Below are 13,329 nucleotides of genomic sequence, written 5' to 3'. Positions count from 1 at the left end.
AGCAGCAAAAAACAACAGACATGAAAAAGCATTTTTCCAACAGGATCACCATAGCCGTTGCAATGGCGGCAGTATTCTCCATCGCCTGTAACAAGGACCTGGATAAAACAAATCCCAGTTATGCCACACTGGATAAATATTTTAAGAACAGCGAAGAGTTGCAGAAAGGCACCAATGCCATTTATTCTTCTTTTCACGCAGGCAACCTTGTTGCCCGTGAATGGTTCTTCGTGGAAGATCTCAGAAGCGACGATGTAGCTTCCGGTGGCGGACAGCTGGAATTGCCAAGGGCGCAGATGCTGAACGGCGCCACCACTTCCGACAACTCTGTGATGAACAGTGTATGGAGGGGGCTTTATACGGTTATCCATCGCGCCAATACCGTAATCGGTAGTGCTCCTAATGTAACTGACAATGATGCGGTAAGGGACCAATGCATTGCTGAGGCAAAGTATTTCAGGGCATGGGCTTATTTTGAGCTCGTCAGCCTCTGGGGGCCGGTTCCCTTATACACTACTGTGGTGAGCGGTCCTGATCAGTTTCAGGCCAGGGCTACAGAAGAAGTGGTATATACGCAGATCATCAAAGACCTTACAGAAGCAGCCGCTGTGTTAAAAGCCACCTATGGTTCATCAGACCTTGGCCGGGCAACATCGGGTGCAGCAAACGCTATGCTGGGCAGGGTAAACATGCAGAAGGGCGATTATGCGGCTGCAAAGGCAGCCCTGCTGAAAGTGACCGGTTCAGGACTTTACAGACTGGTTGATAATTACAGTGATAACTTCCTCGAAGAAACAGAATTCAATGCCGAGTCAATATGGGAAGCAGTGTATTACGACAGGGGAGATAACAGCTTTGACTGGAATAATACCGGCGACGGTTCAGGAACAGCGCAATCTACCATCCGTAACCAGGAGTATTGTCCGCTGGCATGGAGAAACCTCATTCCTTCCGATAAATACCTCAACGAATTTGAGAATACTGCCAGCGGTGCAGCTAAAACTGATCCGCGGTATAAAGCGTCTGTTTATGAAACGGGCGACAAATTCAACAACGATGCAGATGTGCTGACAGATGCCATGCAGAATGGTAACGCTTCTACTGTACGTGGTGTAACAAAAAAGGTGAGCTGGCGTAAGTTTATGCTGATCTATAAACAAAGCGTTTCTACTGCATCCTATCATCCCGGTGGTAACAACCAGCGCATCATCCGCTATGCGGAAGTGTTGCTGATGCTTGCCGAATGTGAGAATGAACTGGGCAATACATCAGCTGCGGTGGATTATCTCAACCAGGTAAGGGACAGGCCTTCTGTAGCGATGCCCCATTATCCCACTGCCCAGTTCCCGGTATCCAATAAAGACCAGGTAACGAAGGCCCTCATGCATGAGAAGATGGTGGAACTGGGAGGAGAGGAGATCAGGAACCGTGACATCCTCAGGTGGAGGAAAAAAGGATATTTCACGACAGACCCGCTTTCTTATTTCAGGGTGAACAGGGATGAGCTGTTACCTATCCCACAGCAGGAAATTGACAATAATCCGAAGCTGGGAACAGGTGGGGTGGATGCACAGAACCCCGGGTATTAAGCGTATTGAATACAGATACTATGTTGTAGATAAATGGTAGCACAAAAAAAAGGGGGAGACCGGCAGGCTCCCCTTTTTACATTCTTTCGTTATAGTTTACATGGAAGGATGGATCGTCTGAATGCTGCCATCTTCATTGTAGTGCAGCTCCGTTACCTTGACGTTGCGCAGGTAGGTTTTACCTGATAATTGTACATCATGGTAGAACAGGTACCATTTTCCATCTTTTTCAACGATAGAATGGTGGCTGGTCCATCCTTCAACGGGCGTCAGAATGACGCCTTTGTAGGTGAATGGACCATATGGGCTGTCGCCCGTGGCATAGCATAGGTTATGAGTGTCGCCGGTAGAGTAGGAGAAGTAATATTTTCCTTTATACTTATGCACCCACGATGCTTCGAAGAAGCGTTTCTCATTATCCTTTTCATGAAAGGGCTGGCCTTTTTCGTCGAGCAATTGTATTTCTTTTACTGGTCCGTCGAAATATTTCATGTTCGTTTCCAGCTTCGCCATCCTGGGCTGAATAGCCAGTTCCTCCGGCTTCCTGTTGCCTTTGGTGGAGTCATAGCGATTGTTGTTCCACCGCTGTAACTGACCGCCCCAGATGCCTCCGAAATACATGTACGATTTACCATCATCATCTGTAAAGACGCATGGGTCAATGCTGTAACTGCCGGGGATAGGCGCTTTCTCTGCTTTGAAAGGGCCTTCCGGTTTAGTGCTGGTAGCCACACCGATGTGGAATATATCCTGGCTGTCTTTCACAGGAAAATACAGGTAGTAGGTACCGTTGGCAAATGCCGCATCCGGCGCCCAGAGCTGGCGGTGGGCCCAGGGAATGTCTTTGATATCGAGAGCAACGCCATGGTCGGTTACCTTGCCGCCGATGGAATCCATGGAAAGGATGTGATAATCTTTCATATCGAAATGACTTCCCAGGTCATCTTCCGGAATACCGGTTGCCGTATCGTGTGAAGGGTAGATATAGAACCTGCCGTTGAACACATGTGCGGAAGGGTCGGCGGTGTAGATGTGGTTGACCAGCGGCTGTGAAAGGTACTTCTTCGCACTGCTGTCGGCCGTAGCGGTTACCTGTGTGCTGTCTGTCGTTTTCGTTGAACCGGACTGTCCGCAGCTGCAGATCATGCATGCGAGGGCAGCGGGGATAGTTAGAACGGGTAATTGTAAAAGGCGCATATTGTAAGTGTGTTAAAATGCTACTTGGAACCTTTTTTCAGGGAGGAAGCCCTGACGATCAGTTCTGAACGCAGAATGATGGTATTGGTACTGCTTACGAAAGAGACATCCCTGACATGGCTGATCAGGTGCCTGGCTGCCACCTGTCCCATTTCATAACCTGAATAGTTGATGGTGGTGAGGTGCGGCTCTATAACCTCCGTCACAGGCTCATTGTTAAACCCCGCAAAGGCAATATCCTGCGGGATGCGGATGCCCGCTTTCTTCAGTGCCAGCATGCAGCCTACGGCGCAGGTATCGTTGGCGGCAAAGACACCATCGGGAAGTGGTTTCATCTTCAATATCGATTTTGCCATTTCTGCGCCCGCTTCCTGGCTTAAATTGGTAATGGCGATATAATCCTCCCGGAACCTGATCTTATGCTCTCCAAGGGCTTCTTTATAGCCTTTAAGCCTGTCCCTGTATACATTCTGCAGGGTAGGGGCTGTGATGTGCATGATCCGGCGGCAACCCTGCTCTATGAGGTGCCGGGTGGCGTTATAGGCCGCCTGGCGGTTGTCTATCAGGATATTGACGGAGTTTTCATGCGGCATTACACGGTCGAAAAAGATGACCGGGATGTTCTTTTTGAAGAAATGCTCAAAGTGACTGAGGTCGGCGGTATCGACGGCCAGTGAAACAAGCAGTCCGTCCACCCGGCTGTCGAACATCGTTCGGACGCTGGACGCTTCTTTCACGGAAGATTCCGACGACTGCGCAATGAGAAGTGAGTATCCATGTTCGTTGGCAGCGTTTTCAATGCCGGCAATCACTGAGGACATAAAATGGCTGTTCAGCCGGGGCACAATGATGCCGAAGGTATTTGTCTTCTGGTTGCGCAGGCTGCGGGCAAAGTGATTGCTGCGGTAGCCCAGTCTTTCAGCAAGATCAAATATCTTTTTCTTTGTCTTTTTGCTGATGGTAGGATGATCCTGCAGGCCACGGCTGACCGTAGTTGCGGATATATTCAACTCCCTGGCAATATCATATATGGTGACCTCTCGTTCGTTTGCCATAAATGTCAGTATCGATAAAAATATAAATGAGAGAGCAGATCCGGGCACTCATAATCGTGAACATAGCACAATCGCTTGCGATTGGACTGTACAGCTAAAGTAAACTTTTTTGGAAAATAAATAACACAATCGGTTGCAATTTTAGAAATAGTATGCAGGATGCTTAATAATAGCGGGTAGTGTGTCAGCCTTGGATGTTGGTCTGAGATCAGCCGGCAGATGATCTGTATATTTGCTGCAGGAATTGAATTACCGAACTTTATACCGATGGAACGAAGGATACAGATAACTGCAGATGGATCCCATACGATATCCATTCCTGAATGGAACGTCACCTATCATAGTATTCATGGCGCTGTCCAGGAAAGTCTTCATGTGTATATCCGGGAGGGGTTAAAGTATCAGCTGTCAAAAAAGGCCGATGGTATTCTGTCGGTACTTGAGATGGGATTCGGAACCGGGTTGAATGCTTTGCTGACCCTCCGGGAGAGTGCCAGGAAAGGGAGGCATATCTATTATCAAACCATCGAACAACATCCCCTAACCCAAGCAGAGACAGACCCACTGAACTATGATGAAGTGCTTGATGAACCCATCTTACATTCCTGTCTGATGACCATACACAGTGCTTCCTGGGATGAAGATGTAAGGATAAACCCATATTTCTGCCTGCATAAAACGCATGCGGCACTGCAGGACCTTGCTTTTAACGGGTCTTTTGATCTCATCTATTATGATGCCTTTGATCCGCTTGTACAGCCTGAGCTCTGGACAGAAGAAATTTTTGAAAAGCTGTATAACTGTCTCGTTCCGGGAGGAATATTGGTGACCTATTCCTGCAAAGGAAGTGTAAGACGTGCGATGAAATCCGTGGGTTTTATTGTTGAGAAACTGCCGGGTCCTTCCCATAAACGGGAGATCGTGCGGGCTATACGCTGACAGCTGTAAAACATCCCATATTATCCGGTATAAAACCCACAGGATTGCATATATTTATACTACGACGCGTTAACTTACCCATTCCATTACAGCTGTAGAAATCATTAAGTACAAACCTCTTTAACAACTCACAATGAGACCATTAAAGCTACCTATGAAGTGGCCCGGAAGACGTATGCCGGTCCTTCTGGCCCTGTCCCTTTTTTTGACCTGCTGTATATCCGTACATGCTGCCGCCAACGATCCCTCAAACCAGGCGGTTTTCTATACGGATATCAACTACGGCGGAACGGCTGTCGCACTATCTGCCGGTACCTATACCCGGGCGCAGATGATCGGCAGCGGGCTTCCTGACGATGCAGTTTCCTCCTTCACCATTCCGGCGGGTTACCAGGTTACTTTTTTCTGGGATGACAATTTCACCGGCGCGAGTCTTACTAAGACGGCATCAGCGTCCTTTATTGGCCTTGACTGGAATGACAAGGTCACCTCTCTTATTGTTTCAAGGATACCGCCGGGAGAGCAGGCCGTATTCTACACAGATATCAACTACGGCGGAACGGCTGTAGCGTTATCTGCCGGTACCTATACCCGTGCGCAGATGATTGCGAACGGTCTTCCGGATGATGCCATCACTTCTTATATGATTCCGGCGGGTTACCAGGTCACCTTTTTCTGGGATGACAATTTCACCGGCGCCAGTCTTACTAAGACGGCATCAGAATCCTGGATCGGCACAGACTGGAATGATAAGGTTACCTCTCTCATTATTACAAAGGTAGCGCCGGAAGAGCAGGCTGTTTTCTATACAGATGCATCCTACCTGGGAAAGGCGGTCCCGCTTTCTCCCGGTAATTATACACGGGCACAAATGATAGCCTATGGATTGCCCGATGATGCGGTTTCTTCGTTTACAGTACCCGCAGGCTACCAGGTAACGGTATACTGGGATGATAATTTCTCCGGCGCCAGCCTGACGAGAACAGCATCGGAACCCTGGATCGGGCCTGACTGGAACGATAAGGTAACATCCCTGATCATTGCAAAGATCAATCCTTCATCATGGCAGGCTAACTGGGTATGGACATCTGCTGCAGGACCCGCCAATACATGGCTTGCGCTGAGAAAGAAGGTAACGCTGTCAGCCAAACCATCCCGTGCACTGACGAAGATCGCTGTGGAAAATAAATACTGGCTGTATGTGAATAACCAGCTGGTTGTGAAAGACGGCGGGCTGGATGTACGTCCTGACCTCTTAAATACTTATTACGACGAAGTAGATCTTGCCCCTTATCTCACCCCAGGAGAAAATACCATCGCCGTACTTGTCTGGCATAAAGGAGGAAATAACTCCTATTCACAGCGTGTAACGAATAATGGTGGATTCCTTTTTGAATCATCCCTGTCGGGTAGCACCCCTTCATCTATTGTTTCCGATGCTTCCTGGAAAGCAAAGGTGCATCCATCGTTTGGCGCCACTACGCAGCTTATCCTGGACAACAGCGACTACAAATGGATTGCCTGGCCTGTTTCCTACAATGCACAGGCAGAACCCGGCGCCTGGACAACTGCTGCTTACGATGACAGCAGCTGGCCATCTGCCGTTCAGAAAGGTATAGCAGGTGCGGCGCCATGGAATCAGCTGATGCCAAGAACGATACCGATGTGGAAAGAATATGATCTTGGCGCCTATACCAATGCAGCGTCATTCCCGGCTACTATCAGCTCCAATCGTATCATTACAGCAAGAGTGGGTACGAATATACAGCTGCGGCCATACCTGAAAGTGAATGCACCGGCCGGTGTTAAGATCAGGATAGAAGTGAACCGCTTTTACTGGCAGGAATATATTACCAAAGCAGGGGAACAGGAGTTTGAATGTTTTGCCTGGCAGAATTCCAGTGGCGATACAGTAAGTTATCAATTCTCCAACGTGACCGGCCCTGTACAGGTACTGATACTGAGGTATCGCGAAACGAGCTATAACACAACGGTACCGGGAACCTTCACGTCAAACGACGGAAGGCTCAATTCATTGTGGAATAAATCCAAAGCAACATCCCGTGTGTGCATGAGAGATATTTTCTATGATTGTCCCAACCGGGAAAGAGGGCAATGGTGGGGCGATGTATCCCAGCAGATCCTTTACTCTTTTTATCTCTATGACACTGCCTCCAATCTGCTTGCCCGCAAAGGCTACAGGGAGTTGCTGCGTTCACAGAAAAGCGATGGATCATTGTATACTACAGGCCCCGGTACTGCGTTCCATTTACCTGACCAGAACCTGGCCGCGATCGCCATGCTGGCAAGATATTATACCTACACGGGCGACAGGGCGCTGTTAGAGGAACTGTATCCATCCATTAAGAAATTTGCTGCCTATTGTGTAAACAGTTCAAACAGCGATGGCATGCTTGTATGGCAGGATGGGCCATGGAACTGGATAGACTGGGGCGATAATAAGGATGCAACACCTGCAGGCGCCGCCAACACTGTTTATAACGGTATTTATGTGTCCTTCCTTGAATCGGCCGCCAGTATCGCCAATGCACTGGGATATGTAACAGATAAACTTTACTACGAGCAATTGCTGAACAGGGTGAGAAGCAATTTTAATAATTACTTCTGGAACAGCAACGCGAACGCTTATGTATATCATCGTACCGCCGATGGCGTCCAGTCGCAGATCATAGACGACAGGAGCAATGCCTGGGCCTTCCTGGCCGGTGTGGCTAATGACGCACAGAAAGCAGCGATACTGAACGTGCTTAAAACAAAGTACAATGCGAGCCCCTACCAGGAAATGTATATAGAACAGGCTATGGTGCAGCTGGATCCAAAGGCAGGCATTAAAAGAATGAAAGACCGCTATGCCGGCATGATCGATAGCTGGTCGTCCACCCTGTGGGAAGAGTTCCCGGCTTCCAATAGTAATAATCATGCCTGGGCCGCAGGACCATTATATGTTATGAGTGCTTACGTGCTTGGCATACGTCCTTCATTGCCTGGATATGAAGAGTATGCCTTTCTGCCGCAGCCGGCCGACCTTACAAATATATCGGGTGTGATCCCTACCGTTAAAGGCAATATCAGTGCAAGCCTTACCACCGGTAGTGCCGGTCTTACACAGGCTATCACCGCTCCCCCCGGAACAACAGGTATCGTCGGTATTCCGAAGAGCGCCATTACCTGCGGACTGAAGGAGATCAGGGTGAATGGTACCGTTATATGGAGAAACGGCTCAACCGTAACGACAATACCCGGTGTAACATTCAATGGAGAAGATGCGCAGTATGTGAAGTTCAGGGTATCTTCCGGGGCATGGACATTTGAGGCCGGATGTACCCTGTCTGCGCCGGCAACCGGCAGCAGCCTGGTAGTAGCACCTAATCCGTTTACGTCTGATATTACGGTGAAGGCTGAGGGTATAAAGGAGCCGTATGTCATCGTAAAGGTATTTAATAGTAACGGAGGACTGGTACTTCCTGCTAAAAGAGTACAGAATGGTACAAGTCTCAGCCTTTCACATCTTCCTGCCGGGGTGTATATCATTAATACGACAGCGGGGAAGAAGACATATAGCAATAAGGTGATAAAGTATTAAGAGGAACAAGACGTCTTTGATACGGCGGCCGGAGGGAAAGACGAATGCGCCTGATGTGGTTCATGCACTTTACCCGACGTATGGGGAACTTGATCAGTTTAGTATTTGCCCATTAGTAGACATAAATGTTAGCCCGGGAACTTGTTCCCGGGCTATGTTTTTATATATCAATCTGTTGGTTGCTGTTTTGAATGTGTGTTTGTCGTCTTATGATCTTTTTGTCTGTCTCTCCGGTATGCCTATGCCCTCCAGCTCTTGTTATGATCTTAGAGGTGCCTGGCACTTGATAAGCAGCACCATTGTAACGCAGGCCTGTAGCCCAGGCGGGACAAAAAGGCCCAAAGACCGCTTCCGGGCAGGAACTTAAAAACGGCTTAAATTTTCTCTTTCCTTTGTAGCGTACTGTAACATTATACATATTTGCACGTTAAATAGTGTTAAATAGTGTTAAATACTGTTAAGCGCTGTACCGCGGTAAAGCAGATATTTATCGGGGGATACCTATAGATTTTTTATGACAACAACAGCTGTACCTGACGCCAGTTCTTTATGGCGTAATAAAATCCCAACATGGTTAAGACATCCGGCGGTCATTGCCGCTATATATTTTGTTGCCACCATTATATTGTACATACAGGCGATAGCTACGGGACGCTATAATAACTTTGTTATTTTCCGTACTTCGTTTTATCATCTCGTGCAAGGCTTACCGTTATACCAGCTGTACCCTGCGGAATATTATGATTATTTCCTGTATCACCCATCATTTCCTGTATTGTTTGCGCCTTTTGCATTATTGCCAAAGGAGGTAGGACTACTGGCCTGGATGCTGGGCAGTACTGCCATTTTCCTTTATATGATCCGGCAGCTGCCTTTCGCAGAAAGTATTAAGTATATCATTGCCTGGTTCCTGCTCATTGAGCTGAGTAATGCCATTCAATCCGAACAAACCAATCCCGCCATGACGGCATTTATGGTGCTGACGGTGGTAAGCCTGCAACGGCAACAATCTATGCGTGCTGCCCTGTTCGCAGCGTTATGTTTTTTCATAAAGGGATATGGGGCTATTACAGGTCTGGCATTCCTGTTCTTCCCCCGGAAAGGCGCCTTTATTGGCTGGGGCCTCGTATGGACTATTGCCGGTTCTTTGCTTCCGCTGCTGTTCATTTCCCCGCAGCTGCTTTGGCAGCATTATGTTGATTGGTTCCAGCTGCTGACAAGCAGTACTATTAAAGAGGATGGTTCCCTGCTGGGGATGCTGCATGTGATGCTGGGCCTCAAAACGGCTACCATAGAGCTGTTTGACAAAATAGCATTGCTGATAGCAGTGGTAATGCTCCTGCATGTATTGATATATGGGCTGTTAAAGCGCGTAGAGGGTTATCCCTGGATGTTGCTGGCCTACCTGCTGATATGGATCGTAGTTTTTAATCAAAGCACAGAATCCCCCACCTACATTATGGCAGTTACCGGCGTGGCTATTGCCTGCTGTGTGATGCCTTTATCCCTTAGCTGGCGTAATGGCCTGTTATGGTTTACGCTGGTGGTGGTATCCCTTTCACCAACGGACCTGGTGCCGAAGTTCATTAATCAATATGCCATTGCCTGGCATATTAAAGCATTGCCTTGTACCGTTGTACTGCTTTTTTTACAGGCTCATATAGGGGGATGGAGGAATCCCGACGTTACTTAATACAATACAACACATAACCGCCTTATGTCTGTGCAGCCTTTATTAACACCTGTGAATGTTAATACAAGGCCGGGGAATGTATTGACTACAACCACCGGTCTTGATCTTATATTACCTTGCTGCAATCCCCCGGAGAACTGGGTGGGCACATTGCTGCAACATTATGAAGAAGTACGGCGCATGCTTGCGCCGGCGCCGGTACAGCTTATACTGGTGAATGACGGATCTACACGTAACTTTGGACTGCAGCACATCGCGCAGCTCCAGTCAGCTATTCCGGATATCATCATTGTGGGCTACCCGGTGAACCGTGGAAAGGGACATGCCGTGCGGGAGGGCACAAAACACTCCCGTTTTGATCTGCAGGTATATACGGACCTGGATTTTCCTTTTGGCGTAGCCGTTATAAAAAAGGTATATGAGCTGCTGCTGAAAGGAGCAGATGTTGTGGCAGGAGAAAGGGGGGCTGCTTACCTGGAATTACTGCCGGCCAGGCGCAAGGTTATTACGCAGATAAGCCGTTGTATGAACCGTTTCCTGCTGCATCTGAAGATCAACGATGCCCAGGCAGGCCTGAAAGGTTTTAACCGGCATGGACGCCGCGTATTGTTGTCTACCAGAATAGACGGTTTTTTATACGATAGCGAATTTATTTACATGGCAGGTCAGGATCCGATGATTATCATGGAATCGCTGGATATTACCTGCCGTTCCGGTATCAGCTTTTCTTCCTTCAGGCTAAAGTTGTTGTTACGGGAGCTGCGGAACTATATAAGGATCTTAAAAATGCATCATGAGTAAGGTAAACAGGTTGCTGATAAGTGTAGATGTGGAGGAATTTGATATTCCCCTGGAATTTGGCGGACAGGTGCCGCCGGAGCAGCAAATGTCTGTTTCCTACAATGGGCTGATGACCGTGCTGGACCTCTTTGAGCGCTACCAGGTACGGGCTACTTTTTTTATCACAGCTCACTGGGCGCAGCGCTATCCTGAGCTGGTACGCCAGTTGGCCACCCGGCATGAAGTGGCCTCTCATGCTTATTATCATAGCGAGTTTGCAACCGCACACCTGGAAAGTTCCCGGCTGGCATTACAGGATATAACAGGCAAGCCTGTATACGGCTTCCGTATGCCCCGTCTTAAACCGGTCAGTACGACTGCATTGAAAAATGCCGGTTACCTGTACGACGCGTCCCTGAACCCCACCTGGTTGCCGGGACGTTATAATAACCGGGACAAACCAAGAACGCCCTTCCAGGATAACGGCCTGTGGATAATGCCTTCCTCTGTATCTCCTTTGTGCCGCTATCCCGTTTTCTGGCTCAGCATCAAGAATATGCCCGGCTTTGTTACCCGGCATTTCAGCAACACTATACTCAAAAAGGATGGTATGCTGTCCACCTATTTCCACCCGTGGGAATTGGCCGATCTTAAAGATTACACCTTGCCGGCTTATATCCGTCGGGTATCAGGTATCAAAATGCAAGAGCGCTTAAACAGCTTCCTGCAATACCTGCAACAGAAAGGGGAGTTCTGCACGCATGTGGAATGGCTCAGGGAATATGAACAACTTGCACATGTTCACCCCTGAACTAATCTTGTATCCTGCTCTTTATCTCTGTGACGCTGCATAGATGCATCAAGTGGAAGCGCGTTGGGTATTCCCCGGGCCGACAGACTTATCCGTTAGTTGGTACAATAACCTGTACTACATGTACTTCAGTAATGATGGATGATATGTAATCACTTTGTATCTTCATCAAAACTTTGCTTATGATTGTACAAACCTTGTTACAGGAATTTGAACATGAGGTGGCCAGCACCAGGAAATTGCTGCAGGCAGTGCCTGAGAAGGACATTAACTTTAAGCCTTCACCTGTTTCCTGGACAATGGGGCAGCTGGCACAGCACATTGCCACTATCTATTACTGGTACACCGGTACGCTTACACAAGATGTGTACGATATGGCGGCTGATCGTTTGGAGCGGGGCGATCCTGCGGATATCCAGGCAACACTTGCTTTGTTTGAAGACAATGTAGAAAAGGCAAGAGCAGCGCTGAAAACGGTGACAGAAGAAAGCCTGCAGGTGCCTTGGACAATGAAGGTGGGAGAGCATACTGTTCTGGGGCCGCTTCCACGGGGTATGGTTACAAGGAGCTTTCTCTTTAATCATATTTATCACCATCGCGGCGAAATGATCGTTTACCTGCGTACCACAGGAAATAGTGTGCCCGGCATGTATGGTCCGACTTATGAGCAGGAACAGGCCATGAAAAATACTGCTAAGTAAGCTTATTAATAATAATAACCCGAATGGCTACAGGGAAAAACTGTAGCCATTTGCATTAACTCCGGTGAAGTATCTGACTGGTGTAATTATTTTGGACTTTTTATATGAAATAAGATCTGCCTGTTGAGCCCTCCTTTATACAGTGGCACTTTAAAAAGCGGGCGTATCAGGTTTTTCAATTCAATGTAGATGTACGATTTCAGTATTTGTTTAAATTCGTACCCCCTGCACAGATAAACGTCGTTTTCAGCATTCAGGTAGTCAAACGTGTGGCGGTCATATGAATTGACATGCTCTTCATGCAAAGGCTCCTGCTCGTCATATGGCACAGCAATGTATAGGTCTTTACACTTACTCAGTAATGTATCTACCACCTCCTTATGTTTAGGTAAATGTTCCAATACATTTGACATAATGATTACATCTACGGCCGGAATACCATCAGCATCCTTGGCCATGAAAGTCGCGATATCCCCAAATTTCCTGACGCAGATCTCTATAGCTGCAGTTGAAAAATCCGTTCCCATAAACCTGGCTTTTGGGTAGCGCTCTTTATAAATGGGTATTGCATCCCCCAGCGCACAACCAAAGTCAAGAATAGTTCCATCGAAATCAGCATCCATTTTTAATCTTTTCACAATCTCGTAAGCAAAAAGTTTAGTTTGATTTTCCCCGGCATTTGCCCGCCATGACTTTTTGTTATTTGAACTGAATCTGTCGTCCCAATATTCTTTTGTGTTAATATTGCCGAGATTCGCTAAATTCTGTATCATAATGTATTGGTTTAATCTCAATGGTTTGGTAAATACATAAGCTGCCTGATGCCGGTATGACGGCACCGGTAGATCCGCCCGGATCTACCGCTTAATATTTCTGCATTCCGTAGTTGTTTGTATCGTGGATGATGAGCTTAACTAAAAACGTAGACTGTAATATCTATAATGGTCCCTTCCTTCGACT

The 13,329-nt window shown here is 47.6% G+C and carries 10 protein-coding genes; 7 read left to right on the top strand and 3 right to left on the bottom strand.

Going from position 1 to position 13,329, the window contains the following annotated elements:
- Positions 1-20: 20 nt before the first annotated feature.
- The gene (locus MYF79_RS26495; RefSeq protein ID WP_247810904.1) at positions 21-1,589 is read left to right on the top strand and encodes a RagB/SusD family nutrient uptake outer membrane protein; all 1,569 of its coding nucleotides are present in this window, start codon (positions 21-23) and stop codon (positions 1,587-1,589) included.
- 96 nt (positions 1,590-1,685) lie between these two features.
- Here MYF79_RS26495 and MYF79_RS26490 read toward each other — a convergent pair whose 3' ends face one another.
- A complete protein-coding gene (locus tag MYF79_RS26490; RefSeq protein WP_247810903.1) occupies positions 1,686-2,786 on the bottom strand; it encodes a glycoside hydrolase family 43 protein in 1,101 nt (366 codons plus the stop codon).
- Positions 2,787-2,806: 20 nt separating this feature from the next.
- Positions 2,807-3,841: a LacI family DNA-binding transcriptional regulator gene (locus tag MYF79_RS26485; protein ID WP_247810902.1), complete on the bottom strand. Its 1,035-nt coding sequence runs from the start codon at positions 3,839-3,841 to the stop codon at positions 2,807-2,809.
- A gap of 267 nt (positions 3,842-4,108) precedes the next feature.
- On the opposite strand from MYF79_RS26485, the gene mnmD reads away from it, so the two are divergent.
- The 6 genes from mnmD (at position 4,109) to MYF79_RS26455 (ending at position 12,369) form a co-directional block, all read left to right on the top strand.
- The gene (gene mnmD / locus MYF79_RS26480) at positions 4,109-4,780 is read left to right on the top strand and encodes a tRNA (5-methylaminomethyl-2-thiouridine)(34)-methyltransferase MnmD (RefSeq protein ID WP_247810901.1); all 672 of its coding nucleotides are present in this window, start codon (positions 4,109-4,111) and stop codon (positions 4,778-4,780) included.
- A gap of 133 nt (positions 4,781-4,913) precedes the next feature.
- Positions 4,914-8,384 carry a peptidase inhibitor family I36 protein gene (locus MYF79_RS26475; RefSeq protein WP_247810900.1) on the top strand — a complete coding sequence of 1,157 codons (3,471 nt, stop codon included), beginning with the start codon at positions 4,914-4,916 and terminating at the stop codon, positions 8,382-8,384.
- A gap of 514 nt (positions 8,385-8,898) precedes the next feature.
- On the top strand, positions 8,899-10,077 hold the full coding sequence (locus MYF79_RS26470; RefSeq protein ID WP_247810899.1) for a glycosyltransferase family 87 protein: 1,179 nt from the start codon (positions 8,899-8,901) through the stop codon (positions 10,075-10,077).
- 24 nt (positions 10,078-10,101) lie between these two features.
- Positions 10,102-10,878 (top strand): glycosyltransferase, encoded by a 777-nt coding sequence (locus MYF79_RS26465; protein ID WP_247810898.1) that lies wholly within the window; start codon positions 10,102-10,104, stop codon positions 10,876-10,878.
- Positions 10,871-11,668 carry a polysaccharide deacetylase family protein gene (locus MYF79_RS26460; RefSeq protein ID WP_247810897.1) on the top strand — a complete coding sequence of 266 codons (798 nt, stop codon included), beginning with the start codon at positions 10,871-10,873 and terminating at the stop codon, positions 11,666-11,668. Before MYF79_RS26465 ends, MYF79_RS26460 begins: the two co-directional genes overlap by 8 nt.
- A 182-nt stretch (positions 11,669-11,850) precedes the next feature.
- The gene (locus MYF79_RS26455) at positions 11,851-12,369 is read left to right on the top strand and encodes a DinB family protein (protein WP_247810896.1); all 519 of its coding nucleotides are present in this window, start codon (positions 11,851-11,853) and stop codon (positions 12,367-12,369) included.
- Positions 12,370-12,455: 86 nt separating this feature from the next.
- On the opposite strand, the gene MYF79_RS26450 is transcribed toward MYF79_RS26455, so the two are convergent.
- Positions 12,456-13,142, bottom strand: coding sequence for a class I SAM-dependent methyltransferase (locus MYF79_RS26450; protein ID WP_247810895.1), 687 nt, complete (start codon positions 13,140-13,142; stop codon positions 12,456-12,458).
- Positions 13,143-13,329 lie beyond the last annotated feature (187 nt).

The organism is Chitinophaga filiformis (assembly GCF_023100805.1).
In the GTDB taxonomy this organism is placed as follows: Bacteria; Bacteroidota; Bacteroidia; order Chitinophagales; family Chitinophagaceae; genus Chitinophaga; species Chitinophaga filiformis_B.
Note: the sequence above shows the minus strand (reverse complement) of the source record. Positions and strands in the feature narration are given on the sequence as shown.

What these genes read in the sequence shown, in the direction of transcription:
- MYF79_RS26495 (WP_247810904.1), top strand. Translation starts at nt 21, where the DNA reads ATGAAAAAGCATTTTTCCAACAGGATCACCATAGCCGTTGCAATGGCG.
- MYF79_RS26490 (WP_247810903.1), bottom strand. Translation starts at nt 2,786, where the DNA reads ATGCGCCTTTTACAATTACCCGTTCTAACTATCCCCGCTGCCCTCGCA.
- MYF79_RS26485 (WP_247810902.1), bottom strand. Translation starts at nt 3,841, where the DNA reads ATGGCAAACGAACGAGAGGTCACCATATATGATATTGCCAGGGAGTTG.
- mnmD (WP_247810901.1), top strand. Translation starts at nt 4,109, where the DNA reads ATGGAACGAAGGATACAGATAACTGCAGATGGATCCCATACGATATCC.
- MYF79_RS26475 (WP_247810900.1), top strand. Translation starts at nt 4,914, where the DNA reads ATGAGACCATTAAAGCTACCTATGAAGTGGCCCGGAAGACGTATGCCG.
- MYF79_RS26470 (WP_247810899.1), top strand. Translation starts at nt 8,899, where the DNA reads ATGACAACAACAGCTGTACCTGACGCCAGTTCTTTATGGCGTAATAAA.
- MYF79_RS26465 (WP_247810898.1), top strand. Translation starts at nt 10,102, where the DNA reads ATGTCTGTGCAGCCTTTATTAACACCTGTGAATGTTAATACAAGGCCG.
- MYF79_RS26460 (WP_247810897.1), top strand. Translation starts at nt 10,871, where the DNA reads ATGAGTAAGGTAAACAGGTTGCTGATAAGTGTAGATGTGGAGGAATTT.
- MYF79_RS26455 (WP_247810896.1), top strand. Translation starts at nt 11,851, where the DNA reads ATGATTGTACAAACCTTGTTACAGGAATTTGAACATGAGGTGGCCAGC.
- MYF79_RS26450 (WP_247810895.1), bottom strand. Translation starts at nt 13,142, where the DNA reads ATGATACAGAATTTAGCGAATCTCGGCAATATTAACACAAAAGAATAT.